12 protein-coding genes are annotated in these 14,940 nt (G+C 69.6%); 7 read left to right on the top strand and 5 right to left on the bottom strand.

Features of this window, described 5'->3' with window-relative positions; genetic code table 11:
• Nucleotides 1-40 precede the first annotated feature (40 nt).
• On the top strand, nucleotides 41-1,666 hold the full coding sequence (gene groL / locus AB0I18_RS17120) for a chaperonin GroEL (protein WP_363106291.1): 1,626 nt from the start codon (nucleotides 41-43) through the stop codon (nucleotides 1,664-1,666).
• 106 nt (nucleotides 1,667-1,772) lie between these two features.
• On the opposite strand, the gene AB0I18_RS17115 is transcribed toward groL, so the two are convergent.
• The 3 genes from AB0I18_RS17115 to AB0I18_RS17105 all read right to left on the bottom strand — a co-directional run bounded on the left by AB0I18_RS17115 (nucleotide 1,773) and on the right by AB0I18_RS17105 (nucleotide 4,447).
• The gene (locus AB0I18_RS17115; protein ID WP_363106290.1) at nucleotides 1,773-2,480 is read right to left on the bottom strand and encodes an ester cyclase; all 708 of its coding nucleotides are present in this window, start codon (nucleotides 2,478-2,480) and stop codon (nucleotides 1,773-1,775) included.
• A gap of 122 nt (nucleotides 2,481-2,602) precedes the next feature.
• Nucleotides 2,603-3,376 (bottom strand): SDR family oxidoreductase, encoded by a 774-nt coding sequence (locus AB0I18_RS17110; RefSeq protein ID WP_363106289.1) that lies wholly within the window; start codon nucleotides 3,374-3,376, stop codon nucleotides 2,603-2,605.
• A 363-nt stretch (nucleotides 3,377-3,739) separates the two neighbouring features.
• Nucleotides 3,740-4,447, bottom strand: coding sequence for an MOSC domain-containing protein (locus AB0I18_RS17105; protein ID WP_363106288.1), 708 nt, complete (start codon nucleotides 4,445-4,447; stop codon nucleotides 3,740-3,742).
• A gap of 79 nt (nucleotides 4,448-4,526) precedes the next feature.
• Between AB0I18_RS17105 and AB0I18_RS17100 the strand changes: the two genes are divergently transcribed.
• On the top strand, nucleotides 4,527-5,477 hold the full coding sequence (locus tag AB0I18_RS17100) for a LysR family transcriptional regulator (protein ID WP_363106287.1): 951 nt from the start codon (nucleotides 4,527-4,529) through the stop codon (nucleotides 5,475-5,477).
• A gap of 109 nt (nucleotides 5,478-5,586) precedes the next feature.
• On the opposite strand, the gene AB0I18_RS17095 is transcribed toward AB0I18_RS17100, so the two are convergent.
• Nucleotides 5,587-5,916, bottom strand: coding sequence for a WhiB family transcriptional regulator (locus AB0I18_RS17095; RefSeq protein ID WP_363106286.1), 330 nt, complete (start codon nucleotides 5,914-5,916; stop codon nucleotides 5,587-5,589).
• Nucleotides 5,917-6,307: 391 nt separating this feature from the next.
• Here AB0I18_RS17095 and AB0I18_RS17090 point away from each other — a divergent pair, with 391 nt between their 5' ends.
• The 4 genes from AB0I18_RS17090 (at nucleotide 6,308) to AB0I18_RS17075 (ending at nucleotide 11,000) form a co-directional block, all read left to right on the top strand.
• Nucleotides 6,308-6,919 carry a response regulator transcription factor gene (locus AB0I18_RS17090; protein WP_003948568.1) on the top strand — a complete coding sequence of 204 codons (612 nt, stop codon included), beginning with the start codon at nucleotides 6,308-6,310 and terminating at the stop codon, nucleotides 6,917-6,919.
• 340 nt (nucleotides 6,920-7,259) lie between these two features.
• A complete protein-coding gene (locus AB0I18_RS17085; protein ID WP_363106285.1) occupies nucleotides 7,260-7,847 on the top strand; it encodes a sigma-70 family RNA polymerase sigma factor in 588 nt (195 codons plus the stop codon).
• 366 nt (nucleotides 7,848-8,213) lie between these two features.
• Nucleotides 8,214-9,719 (top strand): IMP dehydrogenase, encoded by a 1,506-nt coding sequence (gene guaB, locus AB0I18_RS17080; protein WP_363106284.1) that lies wholly within the window; start codon nucleotides 8,214-8,216, stop codon nucleotides 9,717-9,719.
• A gap of 156 nt (nucleotides 9,720-9,875) precedes the next feature.
• A complete protein-coding gene (locus AB0I18_RS17075) occupies nucleotides 9,876-11,000 on the top strand; it encodes a GuaB3 family IMP dehydrogenase-related protein (protein ID WP_363106283.1) in 1,125 nt (374 codons plus the stop codon).
• A 702-nt stretch (nucleotides 11,001-11,702) separates the two neighbouring features.
• Here AB0I18_RS17075 and AB0I18_RS17070 read toward each other — a convergent pair.
• Nucleotides 11,703-12,908, bottom strand: coding sequence for a nucleotide sugar dehydrogenase (locus AB0I18_RS17070; RefSeq protein WP_363106282.1), 1,206 nt, complete (start codon nucleotides 12,906-12,908; stop codon nucleotides 11,703-11,705).
• 272 nt (nucleotides 12,909-13,180) lie between these two features.
• Here AB0I18_RS17070 and AB0I18_RS17065 point away from each other — a divergent pair, with 272 nt between their 5' ends.
• Entirely contained in the window at nucleotides 13,181-14,887 is a 1,707-nt protein-coding gene (locus AB0I18_RS17065; protein WP_363106281.1) for a glycerol-3-phosphate dehydrogenase/oxidase, read from the top strand.
• The last annotated feature ends 53 nt before the right edge of the window (nucleotides 14,888-14,940 follow it).

Below are 14,940 nucleotides of genomic sequence, written 5' to 3'. Positions count from 1 at the left end.
AGACTCACACCTCTAGATTTCCGAGAGGGCCAACGCTCCCATGGCGAAGATCCTGAAGTTCGACGAGGACGCCCGTCGCGCCCTCGAGCGCGGCGTCAACAAGCTTGCCGACACGGTCAAGGTGACGATCGGCCCCAAGGGCCGCAACGTCGTCATCGACAAGAAGTTCGGCGCCCCCACCATCACCAACGACGGTGTCACCATCGCCCGCGAGGTCGAGGTCGACGACCCGTACGAGAACCTCGGCGTCCAGCTGGTGAAGGAGGTGGCGACCAAGACCAACGACGTAGCGGGTGACGGTACGACCACCGCCACCGTGCTGGCCCAGGCGCTCGTCCGCGAGGGCCTGAAGAACGTCGCCGCCGGCGCGTCCCCCGCCCTTCTGAAGAAGGGCATCGACGCTGCCGTCGCCGCGGTCTCCGCGGAGCTCCTCGCGACCGCGCGCCCGATCGACGAGAAGTCCGACATCGCCGCCGTGGCCGGTCTGTCCGCCCAGGACAGCCAGGTCGGCGAGCTCATCGCCGAGGCGATGGACAAGGTCGGCAAGGACGGTGTCATCACCGTCGAGGAGTCCAACACCTTCGGTCTGGAGCTGGACTTCACCGAGGGCATGGCCTTCGACAAGGGCTACCTGTCGCCGTACATGGTGTCCGACCAGGAGCGTATGGAGGCCGTCCTCGACGACCCGTACATCCTGATCCACCAGGGCAAGATCGCCTCCATCCAGGACATGCTGCCGCTGCTGGAGAAGGTCATCCAGACCAACTCCTCCAAGCCGCTGCTGATCATCGCCGAGGACGTCGAGGGCGAGGCCCTGTCGACCCTGGTCGTGAACAAGATCCGCGGCACGTTCAACGCGGTGGCCGTCAAGGCCCCCGGCTTCGGTGACCGCCGCAAGGCGATGCTCGGCGACATGGCGAGCCTCACCGGCGCCACCGTCATCGCCGAGGAGGTCGGCCTCAAGCTCGACCAGGTCGGCCTGGACGTGCTGGGCACCGCCCGCCGCGTCACGGTCACCAAGGACGACACGACCATCGTCGACGGCGGCGGCGACAGCGCCGACGTGGTCGGCCGGGTCAACCAGATCAAGGCCGAGATCGAGTCCACGGACTCCGACTGGGACCGCGAGAAGCTCCAGGAGCGCCTCGCGAAGCTGGCCGGCGGCGTGTGCGTGATCAAGGTCGGCGCCGCCACCGAGGTGGAGCTGAAGGAGAAGAAGCACCGCCTGGAGGACGCCATCTCGGCGACCCGCGCCGCGGTCGAGGAGGGCATCGTCTCCGGCGGTGGCTCCGCGCTCGTCCACGCCGTCAAGGTCCTGGAGGGCAACCTCGGCAAGACCGGCGACGAGGCCACGGGTGTCGCGGTCGTCCGCAAGGCCGCCGTCGAGCCGCTGCGCTGGATCGCCGAGAACGCCGGCCTGGAGGGTTACGTCATCACCTCCAAGGTCGCCGAACTCGAAGCGGGCCAGGGCTTCAACGCCGCCACCGGCGAGTACGGCGACCTGGTGAAGGCCGGCGTCATCGACCCGGTCAAGGTCACCCGCTCCGCCCTGGAGAACGCCGCCTCCATCGCCTCCCTGCTCCTCACGACCGAGACCCTGGTCGTCGAGAAGCCGGCCGAGGAGGAGCCCGACGCCGGTCACGGCGGCCACGGCCACTCCCACTGAGGTTCGTAGCTGACAGCTGAGGCCCGGTTCCCCGTGGGGGAACCGGGCCTCGGTCTTTCGCCGGCCGCACCCGGACAGACCCGGCTACATCTCGAACTCTCGCCGGCTAGATCTCGAACTGGTCGAGCGCGCCGAGCTGCCCCATCAGCCCCAGCAGGTCGTACTGCCACCAGATCTCGGCGATCTTCCCGTCCTCATGGCAGCGGAAGACGGTCGTTCCGGTCATGCCGACCTTCTTGCCGGATGCCGGAATCCCCAGGAAGTCGCCCTTGTGGGTGCCGTCCCAGGCCCAGCGCGCACAGGCCCGGTCGCCCTGGGAGATCTGGTCCTCGATCGTGAACGTGAAGTCGAACCCGCCGCGCCACATACGGATGTCGCGCCGGATCGCGTCCAGCCCGATGCTGTCCTGCTCGTTGGCGGGATTGTGGTCGTGGCAGTCCTCCGCGATCAGGTCGTTGAGCGGCGGAAGCTCTCCCTCGGTGGCCACCGTCTCGAAGAACCTCCGGATGGTGGCCGCGTACAGCAGCTCGTCCCGCACCACGTCCAGGTCCGTGAACGTCGGCATCTCGTCGCAGAGCGCCACCATCTCCCGGAAGATCCTGTCGGTCTCCGGCAGATTCGAGTTCCGCATCGCGTCCTCGTACGACGGAAACTCCACGATCTCGATGAAGTGCGACGCGTCGGACCGGTCCTTCCCGATCACGCTGTGCGTCGCGGTCCGCCTGCCCTTGGTCTGCTCGACCCAGGTGTCCATGAGCCGGTTCATCTCGTCGAACCGACTCGTCTTGCAGTCGATGAGCTGTACGAATGTCATGGCGCCGCCCTCCGGCCCCCCTGGGTCCGGTCGAATGCCACCATTTTAGTGAAAATCCCCTCCAACGGTTTCTTAGTTGAAGGGGATTCCATTTACGCCGCTGCCTAACGGCACCATCCGACTCACTGGGGCCCGTACTTCCGCCCCGTCTTCGAACTGATACCGCCGAGCAGTGCCCGCGGCGTCACCTTCACGACACCCATCATGGCCTTGTACCGCGGGTCCGGAATGGACAGCGACTTGCCCCGCGCCAGGTCGGCCAGCGCGGACGTGACCAGCTTGTCCGCGTCCAGCCACATCCAGTTGGGGATGTTGTCCGTGCCCATCCCGGCCCGCTCGTGGAACTCGGTCCGCACGAAACCGGGGCACAGCGCCATCAGCCGCACGCCACTGCCGGCCAGATCCTTCGCCGCGCCCTGCGTGAACTGCACGACCCACGCCTTCGACGCCCCGTATGTGCCGCGCGGCAGGAAGGCGGCCACCGAGGCCACGTTGACCACGCCCCCGCGCCCGCGCTCCCGCATGGACTCGGTCGCCGCCGAGGTCAGCCGGAGCACCGCCTCGCAGTGCACCTTGAGCATCTTCAGCTCGTCCGCCATCGGTACGTCCAGATAGAGACCCTTGTTGGCGAAGCCCGCGTTGTTGACCAGCAGGTCGACCGCGTTCCTGGGGTCCGAGAGGCGGGCGGCCACCGCCTCGATGCCGTCGTCCGTCGCCAGATCCGCCGTCAGCACCTCCGCCTCGATGCCGTGCCGGTCGTGCAACTCGGTCGCCTGCTCACCGAGCCGCTCGGTGTTACGCGCCACCAGGACGAGGTTGTGCCCGTCGGCGGCCAGCCGCCGCGCGAAGGCGGCACCGATGCCCGAGGTCGATCCTGTGATGAGAGCCGTTGTCATGGGCCAAGGTTAGTGACCCGGCGAGCCGTCTCCGTGCGCGGAGTGGCCTGGTGCGGTGCCCTCCCACCGCCCCCGCTCCACGACCGCGAACCGCCCTCGGCGGGGCCCGGGTGACGGTCCCGAAGACGCGGGGGCATCGCTCGTCGGGGCCTGTCGACGGCGAACCGCTTCGGACCGAAGTGGCCCGCCCGCACCGCGTCCTCACCATCGGAAATCTCCAAGCCGCCCCGCTGGAAGGCTGGTTCGGACGAGGGCGTCAGCGGCCACGCGACCGGCTGCAGCGCCGTGCGCCACCCGCCAGTCCTCACTCCGCATCCCGAAGCCCGCATCCCGAACCCCGAACCCCGAACCCCTCAGCCTCCTTCACCCCTCGCTCTCCTCGCTCCCCTTTCCCACCCTCTCGCCGTCGCCGTACTTCTCCGCATACTTGCGCGCCAACTTCAGCGTCTCCGGATGAGACGCATCCCCCGCCGCCAGTACCCGCGGCAGCAGCGCCCGCTCGGTCGTCACCGCGCGGAACTGCAGGGCGACGGTCACGTCGTGGTCCGGCCGGTGCACGATCTCGATCGGATCGCCCGCCCGGATCTCCCCGGGCTCGATCACCCGCAGATACGCGCCCGGCGCCCCCTTCGCGGTGAACCGCCTGACCCATCCCTTCTCACCCAGATGGCCCTGGAAGGTGAGACAGGGAATCCTCCCTGCGGTGACCTCGAGAACGACCTCGGAGCCGATGCGCCAGCGTTCCCCGATCAGCGCGCCGGACACGTCGAGACCCTCCGTCGTGAGGTTCTCGCCGAACATTCCGCTCCTCAGCGGCCGCCCGAGCTCGCGCTCCCAGTCGTCGAGGTCCTCGCGCGCGACGGCGTACACGGCTTGGTGATCCCCTCCGTGATGTCGCGTCTCGCACACGGCGTCCCCGGCCAGACCGCTCGCGCCGACCCCCTTGGGCCCGGGCGCCGCCACCCGCACCGGCCCGTCCACCGGCTGCTTGTCGATCCCGCTCACACCCTCGGCCTGGTCCGTGTACTCGACTGCCTTGGGCCGGCCCAGATTCAGCGACAAAAGCTTCATATCGGCACGGTAGGTGATCCGTATCAAAGTGTCGACGCGATATTCGGCGCTGCATCCAAGGCTCGCTTATGCTCGAAAGGTGATCGAAGCCCGTCATCTCCGCGTACTGCGCGCCGTCGCCGCCACCGGCTCCTTTTCCGCCGCGGGGCGTGAACTGGGGTGCACCCAGCCCGCCGTCAGCCAGCAGATGAAGGCTCTGGAAGCGTCCGTAGGCACACCGCTGCTGATCCGTACGGGCCGTGAGATGCGGCTGACCCAGGCCGGCGAGGCTCTCGTACGGCATGCGGCGGGCATCATCGCCGGGCTGACGGCCGCCGAGGAGGAGGTCGCCGCGATCGCGGGCCTGCGCGCGGGACGGGTGCGGCTGGTCTCGTTCCCCAGCGGCAGTTCCACGCTCGTACCGACCGCGCTCGCCGCCCTGCGGGCCGCGCACCCAGGCACGCGGGTCTCCCTGGAGGAGGCCGAGCCGCCGCGCTCGGTCGAGATGCTCCGCGAGGGCGACTGCGACGTCACGCTCGCCTTCCGGTACGAGGACCGGCGCGCGGCCCCTGGAGGCACGGGCGGCGACGGGAGGCGGGCAGACGAGGGCGCGGAGGCCGCCGGGGAGTGGGACGACCTGGTGGTACGGCCCTTGCTCAGCGACCGGCTGGTCGGCCTGGTTCCCGACGGGCACCCGCTGGCCCGGGCGGCGTCGGTGGCCATCGGAGACCTCGCCGACGAGCCGTGGATCGCCGGCTGCCCCCGCTGCCGCGGCCAGCTGGTCGAGGTCTGCGAGAGGGCTGGATTCACACCCCGGATCGACTTCGCGACCGACGACTACCCGGCCGTGGTCGGCCTGGTCGGGGCGGGTCTGGGGGTCGCGGTCCTGCCGGAGCTGGCCATCGAGTCCGTACGTCCCAGGGGTGCCCGCATGGTGAGGGTGGAACCCGCGTTGCGGCGGGAGATCGTCGCACTCACCCTGCCGGACCTGGCCCAGGTGCCCGCGGTGGCGGCCACGCTGGACCAGCTGGCCCGGGCCGCGGCGCGCTGAGTGTGAACTCGCCCGCGGACGAAAAGCGGCTCCTACGGGGCGAGTGGTATCCCGCGAGGGACGAAATGTAGGGGCACGCGGGCGCGTGCCGCTCTGGAAAAACGTTCCTTCAGTTGTGCGACGGGGTGCCCCCGCTCGACATCGACGCCGAGACCAGGCGGTTGCGTGCCCGCCCCATGAGTTCTTCGCGCTCGTCCTCGGTCAGCCCGCCCCACACGCCGTACGGCTCGCGAACCGCCAGGGCGTGGGCCGCGCACTCCGCGCGTACCGGGCATCTCATGCAGACCTCTTTGGCCGAGTTCTCACGAGCGCTCCGTGCCGCACCGCGCTCGCCCTCAGGGTGAAAGAAGAGCGAGCTGTCGACCCCGCGGCAGGCCGCGAGGAGCTGCCAGTCCCACAGATCCGCGTTGGGTCCGGGAAGGCGGGAGAAATCTGCCATTGCGTAGTCCCCTTGTAGCCGTTCTGGGCGCTTACGTGCCCATGACCGTACATCTACTATCTAAGGAGATGAAAATATGACTCATGGCGAATCTAGCCTCAGACACCAGTAAATGGGAAGAAAAACGGCTAAATGGGGCATCGCTTGTGATGAAACCTTGAGGGTCCGTTGTGGGTGTCTGCACCGTGTCCGCACCCTCACGTAGAGTGCCGAAGGTGGCTCACGGCCCCGTAACTCTTTCGAGTGACCGTCGTTGAGAGTGCGGAGGCGGTTGAAGGAACAAGCGCTCGGGCAGGCGGCACCATCCGCGACCGAGTGTCGACCGCACAGGTGACGATTTCGTACCAGCCTGGAGGCTCAAGGTGACGCGCATCAGCTGCGGAGGACGGTCATGACATCCGTCCTCGTCTGCGACGACTCCCCGCTTGCCCGAGAGGCGCTCCGCCGCGCGGTGGCGACCGTGCCCGGTGTCGAGCGCGTGACCACGGCGGCCAACGGCGAGGAAGTCCTCCGCCGCTGGGGTGCCGACCGTTCGGATCTGATTCTGATGGACGTACGCATGCCCGGTCTGGGCGGCGTGGAGACGGTCAGGCGGCTGCTGTCCGCCGACCCCGGTGCGCGCATCATCATGCTCACCGTCGCCGAGGATCTGGACGGGGTCGCACTCGCGGTCGCCGCCGGTGCCCGCGGCTATCTCCACAAGGACGCCTCCCGTGCGGAGCTGCGTGCGACCGTCACCCAGGCCCTCGCCGACCCGACCTGGCGGCTCGCTCCGCGCAGACTGCGGTCGGCCGAGATGGGTGCCGCGCCCACGCTCACCGCGCGTGAGATCCAGGTCCTGGAGGGCATGAGCCACGGCCGGTCGAACGCGGAGATCGGCCGTGAGCTGTTCCTCTCCGAGGACACGGTCAAGACCCACGCCCGACGGCTCTTCAAGAAGCTCGGCGCCTCGGACCGCGCGCACGCGGTGGCGCTCGGCTTCCGATGGGGCCTGGTCCGCTAGGGCCTGTGTCGGAAGTGGCGCTCGCCGGCCGACGCCACAGTGATATCAGCCGCTGCCGTGGCGGGCGCACTCTCGCCGCGCGGCGGTTCGGCAGCCCCCACCCGCCGCACGGCGGGTGGGACCGGGCCCGAACGGGGATCGGAATCATCCCTTCGGGCGCCCGATCCACGTTTCCCGGCGGATGCCGCATCCTTGAGGTGTGGAGTTCCTCGGGAACGAGTCGGTCGAGCGGGAGGGGAGGGCGCAGGAGATGAGTTCCGGCGCACCTGCTCATAACGCTTCGGTGCACAACTACGGACGCGGTGCCATGGATCGGACTACGCCAAGGCACCATGGACCGATGCGCGACGACGAGGCGGCCTCTTCCCAAGGGGCGATTGGTGCGCTCGTCCATCGTGCGGTCGAGGGCGACGAGCAGGCCACACACGACCTCCTCGCCCATGTCCACCCGCTCGCGATCCGCTACTGCCGCACCCGGTTGTCCCGACTGCCGGGTGATGCCCGGCACTTCGTGGAGGACCTGGCGCAGGAGGTCTGCGTGGCGGTGCTGCTGGCCCTGCCGCGCTACAAGGACACCGGGCGCCCCTTCGAAGCCTTCGTCTTCGCCATCGCCGGGCACAAGGTCGCCGACCTGCAGCGCGCCGCGATGCGCCATCCCGGCTCGACGGCCGTGCCGTCGGACGAGATGCCGGAGCGGCCCGACGACTCGCTCGGCCCCGAAGAGCGCGCCCTCCTCAGCAGCGACGCAGAGTGGGCCAAGAAGCTCCTCGCCAACCTCCCCGAGAACCAGCGGGAGCTGCTCCTGCTGAGGATCGCGGTGGGTCTCACGGCGGAGGAGACGGGCCAGATGTTGGGAATGTCACCGGGAGCGGTCCGAGTGGCCCAGCACCGGGCACTGAGCCGACTGAGGGCACTGGCGGAGCAGTAGGAGTTCCGCGGCAGAAGTCCTGCGGTAGGAGTTCTTTCGAGCCCGGCCGCTTCGGGGTCGGCGCTCCACCGGGCTGCTGCTCCCGCCGGGACGGTGTCCGCTCGGCCCGGTACCCCGCGGGGCGTGACCTGGTGGGGCGGCATTTTTTCCGCTGCGCCGCCGAGGTGCGAGAGGCGGGAGCCGGCCGTGCCGGGCGAGTCCCGCCACGGCCTGTGACCCCGGGGGCCCTGGCGCAGGTGAACAGAGAGGCCGCCCCGCCCGTACGAACCCACGAAGTCCAGGGGCACCGTAACCGTGGAATGAGAGAGCCGTGCTTCCCGTTAGCATGGACATCCGCACCGATCAAGGCCATTTGGGGAAGGTGTCATGACTGCCAACGTCGACGGAGTGCCCGAGAAATTCGCGACACTCGGGCTGACCTACGACGACGTGCTGCTGCTGCCGGGCGCCTCTGAAGTGCTGCCCAACGCGGTCGACACCTCGTCCCGCATCTCCCGCAACGTGCGCGTGAACATTCCGCTGCTCTCGGCGGCGATGGACAAGGTGACCGAGTCCCGCATGGCGATCGCCATGGCCCGCCAGGGCGGCGTCGGCGTGCTGCACCGCAACCTCTCCATCGAGGACCAGGTCAACCAGGTCGACCTGGTGAAGCGCTCCGAGTCCGGCATGGTCACCGACCCGATCACGGTGCACCCGGACGCGACGCTCGCCGAGGCCGACGCGCTGTGCGCCAAGTTCCGCATCAGCGGCGTGCCGGTCACCGACGGCAACGGCAAGCTGCTCGGCATCGTCACCAACCGCGACATGGCCTTCGAGACCGACCGCTCCCGTCAGGTGCGCGAGGTCATGACCCCGATGCCGCTGGTCACCGGCAAGGTCGGCATCTCCGGCAACGACGCCATGCAGCTGCTGCGCCGCCACAAGATCGAGAAGCTTCCGCTGGTTGACGACGCGGGCGTCCTCAAGGGCCTCATCACGGTCAAGGACTTCGTGAAGGCCGAGAAGTACCCGAACGCCGCGAAGGACGCCGAGGGCCGCCTCCTCGTCGGTGCCGCCGTCGGCGCCAGCCCCGAGGCGCTGGAGCGGGCCCAGGCGCTCGCCGAGGCCGGCGCGGACTTCCTGATCGTCGACACCTCGCACGGACACAACAGCAACGCCCTCAACTGGATGGCGAAGATCAAGTCGAGCGTCGGCGTCGACGTGATCGGCGGCAACGTCGCCACCCGTGACGGCGCCCAGGCCCTGATCGACGCCGGTGTCGACGGCGTCAAGGTGGGCGTCGGCCCTGGCTCGATCTGTACCACCCGTGTGGTCGCCGGCATCGGTGTACCGCAGGTAACAGCCATCTACGAAGCAGCCCTCGCGGCCCGCGCGGCGGGCGTCCCGGTCATCGGCGACGGCGGCCTGCAGTACTCCGGGGACATCGGCAAGGCGCTGGCCGCCGGTGCCGACACGGTGATGCTGGGCAGCCTCCTCGCGGGCTGTGAGGAGTCGCCGGGCGAGCTGCTCTTCATCAACGGCAAGCAGTTCAAGTCGTACCGCGGCATGGGCTCCCTCGGCGCCATGCAGTCCCGGGGCCAGGGCAGGTCGTACTCGAAGGACCGCTACTTCCAGGCCGAGGTGGCCTCCGACGACAAGCTCGTACCCGAGGGCATCGAGGGCCAGGTGCCCTACCGCGGCCCGCTGGGCAACGTGCTGCACCAGCTCGTCGGCGGCCTGCGCCAGACCATGGGCTACGTGGGCGCCGCCTCCATCGACGAGATGGAGTCCAAGGGCCGCTTCGTACGCATCACGTCCGCGGGCCTCAAGGAGAGCCACCCGCACGACATCCAGATGACGGTCGAGGCGCCGAACTACAGCCGCGGCCAGTAGCCGTAAACGATGTCCCCAGGGCTGTGAACAGCCGTAAATGACATCCACGCGCGCGTGAAGCACGTCCGAGGGCGGTCCCGGGGCTCCGGGACCGCCCTTGTCGTATGCGTCGGGGATACTGGGAGGCGCAGAACCGAAGAGGGAAAGGCCACACACGTGACTGAGATCGAGATCGGGCGCGGCAAGCGCGGCCGCCGGGCGTACGCCTTCGACGACATCGCCGTCGTCCCGAGCCGTCGTACGCGAGACCCGAAGGAGGTCTCGATCGCCTGGCAGATCGACGCCTACCGCTTCGAGCTGCCCTTCCTGGCCGCCCCCATGGACTCGGTGGTCTCGCCGGCCACCGCCATCCGCATCGGCGAGCTCGGCGGCCTGGGCGTCCTCAACCTCGAAGGCCTGTGGACGAGGTACGAGGACCCGCAGCCGCTCCTCGACGAGATCGCGGAGTTGGACGCGGACACCGCGACCCGCCGCCTCCAGGAGATCTACGCGGCTCCCATCAAGGAGGAGCTGATCGGGCAGCGCATCAAGGAGGTGCGCGACTCGGGCGTGGTCACCGCGGCCGCGCTCTCGCCGCAGCGCACCGCCCAGTTCTCCAAGGCCGTCGTGGACGCGGGCGTCGACATCTTCGTCATCCGCGGTACGACGGTCTCGGCCGAGCACGTCTCGGGCGCCTCCGAGCCGCTGAACCTGAAGCAGTTCATCTACGAGCTGGACGTGCCGGTGATCGTCGGCGGCTGCGCCACGTACACGGCGGCCCTGCACCTGATGCGTACCGGCGCGGCCGGTGTCCTGGTCGGCTTCGGCGGCGGCGCCGCGCACACCACGCGGAACGTGCTGGGCATTCAGGTGCCCATGGCGACAGCCGTGGCGGACGTCGCGGCCGCCCGTCGCGACTACATGGACGAGTCCGGCGGCCGGTACGTCCACGTGATCGCGGACGGCGGTGTCGGCTGGTCCGGCGACCTGCCCAAGGCCATCGCCTGCGGCGCCGACTCGGTGATGATCGGCTCCCCGCTCGCGCGCGCCACCGACGTGCCCGGCAGGGGCCACCACTGGGGCATGGAGGCCGTCAACGAGGAGCTGCCGCGCGGCAAGAAGGTCGACCTCGGCACGGTTGGCACCATCGAGGAGGTCCTCACCGGCCCCTCGCACACCCCCGACGGCTCGATGAACTTCTTCGGCGCCCTGCGCCGCGCGATGGCCACGACCGGCTACAGCGAGCTCAAGGAGTTCCAGCGGGTCGAGGTCACCGTGGCGGACTCGCAGCACAAGAGGTAGGCGGCGGTACGACATAAACGACGCGAAGGGGCCCGGACCTGCTTGGTCCGGGCCCCTTCGCGTGTCCAAGTGGCCCTGGTGGGGCGCGTTTTACGGAAGGGGGCGCACGGTTGCGTTCGGGGCGAATGCGCGCTGGACGGCCGTGTCGAGGCGATAGCGTCCGTGTTCGGCGCCTCAGTTGTCTGGGGCGTCCCCTTCCAAGGAGAACGTTCCGGACCCCGGCCCTCGGGGCCCGGCCCGAGTTCCGACGAGCCGCCTACCGGGCCTCTGGGTGGCGTCGTGGAAGGGGGCGCCTATGGGCCGCCACCGCAAGCCCACCCGCTGGGACCGGATCCGTCTTTGGATGGTGAAGTGCCTGTGGAGGTGGATTTTGCGGATCCACGGACGGTGAGCGGCCGCCCCTAAAGACAGTAGGGGCGGACACCCGTAACCCGTCAGGAGCCTGCCGCAGTACCCGCTGCGGTGGGCTCCACCTTTTTGTACGGTACCGGATCCGCTGTCGGGCGGCGCGGCACCGGAAGAGGTGGATCTTGCGGAAAGCAAGCGGCCACCCCTGCCACAACCAGGGGTGGACACTCCGATCACTTTCAGGAGCCTGCCGCAGTACCACCTGCGGTGGGTTCCACCTGTCCATACGCTAGCCGCGCAGCCGCCCCGCACGCCACCAGTCCCAGAGGCGCAGCCACCCGCACGCGCCCCCCTTCACAACCTGTGCGCCGCCCCCGTAGGCGTGGCCCCCCGCGTGTCCAGCAGCAGCTGGGCCTTCACCGACAGGCCCTGGAGGTCGTACGTGCGGTGCTGCTGGAGCAGGATCGTCAGGTCGGCGTCGGCGGCGGCCTCGTAGAGGGAGTCCACGCGCGGGACCGGGCGGCCGAGGATGCTCCAGGACGGGACGTGGGGGTCGTGGTAGCTGACGGCGGCGCCCAGTTCCATCAGGCGGGTCGCGATCTCCTGGGCGGGGGAGCCCTGTTGGTCGGCGTGGTCGGGCTTGTAGGTGACGCCGAGGAGCAGCACGCGCGCGGCGCGGGCCGACTTGCCGTGCTCGTTGAGGAGCGTGGCCGCGCGCTGGATGACGTACTGGGGCATGTGGTTGTTGACCTGCTGGGCCAGCTCGACCATGCGCAGGGAGCGGGTCCTCGGGCCCGCGAGGTCGCGGGGGACCGCGTGGCCGCCCACGCCGGGGCCGGGGCGGAAGGCCTGGAAGCCGAACGGTTTGGTCTCGGCGCAGCGGATGACGTCCCACAGGTCGACGCCCAGGTCGTGGCAGAGGACGGCCATTTCGTTGACCAGGGCGATGTTGACGTGCCGGTAGTTGGTCTCCAGGAGCTGCACGGTTTCCGCTTCGCGTGGTCCACGCGCGCGTACGACCTTGTCGGTGAGGCGGCCGTAGAAGGCGGCGGCCGACTCGGTGCAGGCGGGGGTGAGGCCGCCGATGACCTTCGGGGTGTTGGCGGGGCTGTGGTCGCGGTTGCCCGGGTCGACGCGGCTGGGCGAGTACGCGAGGTGGAAGTCGCGGCCGGCGCGCAGTCCGGAGCCCTCTTCGAGGAGCGGCCGGAGGAATTCCTCGGTGGTTCCGGGGTACACCGGGGACTCCAGGATCACCGTGGTGTGCGGGCGCAGGTGCCCGGCCAGGGTGTGGGCGGCGGCGGCGAGTTGGCCCAGGTCGAGTGCGCCGTCCGCGCCGCGCGGGGTCGGCGCGCAGATGACCGCGGTGCGGACGCGGCCGAGTTCGGCCGGGTTGGTGGCCGGCCGGAAACCGGTGGAGAGCATCCGGCGCAGGTCGGCGGCGGCCAGCGGCGCGGGGTCGCCGCACTGGTAGCCGAGGGTCGAGATGCCGGCGGCGACGGCGGCCTGGACCAGGGGCAGGCCGAGCTGGCCGAGGCCGATGACGGCGAGATCTGCGGGCATGGCGGTGGGCCGTCCTTCCCAGTAGCCGAGTTGGGACGAGGGCGCAAGCCCTGTGGACAGAACGGACGAGCGCAATGTCAGACTAGGAGTAAATATGACCGATTTGCGGGATTGTCCGACTGTGTTTCTCCGGAAGTCACCGAGAGATATCCACAGGCCGACGGTCGCTGGTGGCCGAAGGCGGGCAACGGGTTGAGAATTTGGGCATGGGGGATGTGAGCCGGGTCTCGCCGAACGGGTGAGCCAGGCGCGACAGACAGCGGGAGGCAGCAGTGAGGACAGCGACACTGGGGCCGGCGGAACGCGCCGAGTCACTCGCGGGAATGGCCGAGCGCGAACTGGACGTGTTGGTCGTGGGAGCGGGCGTGGTCGGCGCGGGTACCGCGTTGGACGCCGTGACCCGCGGCCTGTCCACCGGGTTGGTCGAGGCGCGTGACTGGGCGTCGGGCACATCGAGCCGGTCGAGCAAGCTGATCCACGGCGGCCTGCGCTATCTGGAGATGCTCGACTTCGGGCTCGTACGGGAGGCGCTGAAGGAGCGCGGGCTGCTCCTCGAACGGCTCGCGCCGCACCTCGTGAAGCCCGTGCCGTTCCTGTATCCCTTGCAGCACAAGGGGTGGGAGAGGTGGTACGCCGGTTCGGGCGTCGCGCTCTACGACGCGATGTCGATGGCGCGCGGCCACGGGCGCGGACTGCCCACGCACCGGCATCTGTCACGCCGTCACGCGCTGCGCGTCGCACCCGCCCTGAAGAAGGACGCGCTGGTCGGGGCGCTGCAGTACTACGACGCGCAGATGGACGACGCCCGCTATGTGGCGACGCTGGTGCGCACGGCGGCGGCGTACGGCGCGAAGGTCGCCAACCGCGCGCGTGTGACCGGCTTCCTGCGCGAGGGCGAACGCGTCGTCGGTGCCAAGGTCCAGGATGTGGAGGCCGGCGGGGAGTACGAGATCCGCGCCAAGCAGGTCGTCAACGCGACCGGGGTGTGGACGGACGACACCCAGGCGATGGTCGGCGAGCGGGGGCAGTTCCACGTACGGGCGTCCAAGGGCATCCATCTGGTCGTACCGAAGGACCGGATCAAGTCGACGACCGGACTGATCCTGCGCACCGAGAAGTCCGTGCTCTTCGTGATTCCGTGGGGGCGGCACTGGATCGTGGGTACCACGGACACCGACTGGGACCTGGACAAGGCGCATCCGGCGGCGTCCAGCGCGGACATCGACTACCTGCTGGAGCATGTGAACTCGGTGCTCGCGCTCCCGCTGACACGCGACGACGTGCAGGGGGTGTACGCGGGGCTGCGGCCCCTGCTCGCCGGGGAGTCGGACGCCACGAGCAAGCTGTCGCGCGAGCACACCGTGGCGCATCCGGTGCCGGGGCTCGTGGTCGTGGCGGGCGGCAAGTACACGACCTACCGGGTGATGGCCAAGGACGCGGTGGACGAGGCGGTGCACGGCCTGGACCAGCGGGTCGCGGAGTGCGTCACCGAGGACATCCCTCTCATCGGCGCCGAGGGGTACCGGGCACTGTGGAACGCGCGAGCGCGGATCTCCGAGCGGACCGGCCTTCATGTGGTGCGGGTGGAGCACCTGTTGAACCGGTACGGGTCGCTCGCGGAAGAGGTGCTCGATCTGATCGCCGCGGACAGCTCGCTGGGCGAGCCGCTGCCGGCGGCCGAGGACTATCTCCGCGCCGAGATCGTCTACGCCGCCTCGCACGAGGGGGCACGGCATCTGGACGACGTGCTGACGCGGCGGACGCGCATCTCCATCGAGACCTTCGACCGCGGGACGCGCAGTGCGAAGGAGGCGGCGGAGCTGATGGCTCCGGTCCTCGGCTGGGACAAGGACCAGATCGAGCGGGAGGTCGAGCACTACGAGAAGCGGGTGGAGGCGGAGCGGGAGTCGCAGCGCCAGCCGGACGACCTGACGGCCGACGCCGCTCGGCTGGGGGCGCCGGACATCGTGCCGCTGTAGAGACCCCTGTGCAGACCTCTGTAGAGACCGCGGTAGTGATCGCGGGGGAGGGG

It is taken from the genome of Streptomyces sp. NPDC050704, from assembly GCF_040654355.1.
GTDB lineage: Bacteria > Actinomycetota > Actinomycetes > Streptomycetales > Streptomycetaceae > Streptomyces.
This window is presented reverse-complemented; position numbering and strand designations above follow the sequence as displayed.

Bases quoted from the DNA above. Each gene is read 5' to 3' on its own strand.
- AB0I18_RS17085 (WP_363106285.1), top strand. From the start codon at position 7,260: ATGCGCGACGACGAGGCGGCCTCTTCCCAAGGGGCGATTGGTGCGCTC.
- AB0I18_RS17115 (WP_363106290.1), bottom strand. From the start codon at position 2,480: ATGACATTCGTACAGCTCATCGACTGCAAGACGAGTCGGTTCGACGAG.
- AB0I18_RS17090 (WP_003948568.1), top strand. From the start codon at position 6,308: ATGACATCCGTCCTCGTCTGCGACGACTCCCCGCTTGCCCGAGAGGCG.
- guaB (WP_363106284.1), top strand. From the start codon at position 8,214: ATGACTGCCAACGTCGACGGAGTGCCCGAGAAATTCGCGACACTCGGG.
- AB0I18_RS17070 (WP_363106282.1), bottom strand. From the start codon at position 12,908: ATGCCCGCAGATCTCGCCGTCATCGGCCTCGGCCAGCTCGGCCTGCCC.
- groL (WP_363106291.1), top strand. From the start codon at position 41: ATGGCGAAGATCCTGAAGTTCGACGAGGACGCCCGTCGCGCCCTCGAG.
- AB0I18_RS17105 (WP_363106288.1), bottom strand. From the start codon at position 4,447: ATGAAGCTTTTGTCGCTGAATCTGGGCCGGCCCAAGGCAGTCGAGTAC.
- AB0I18_RS17095 (WP_363106286.1), bottom strand. From the start codon at position 5,916: ATGGCAGATTTCTCCCGCCTTCCCGGACCCAACGCGGATCTGTGGGAC.
- AB0I18_RS17110 (WP_363106289.1), bottom strand. From the start codon at position 3,376: ATGACAACGGCTCTCATCACAGGATCGACCTCGGGCATCGGTGCCGCC.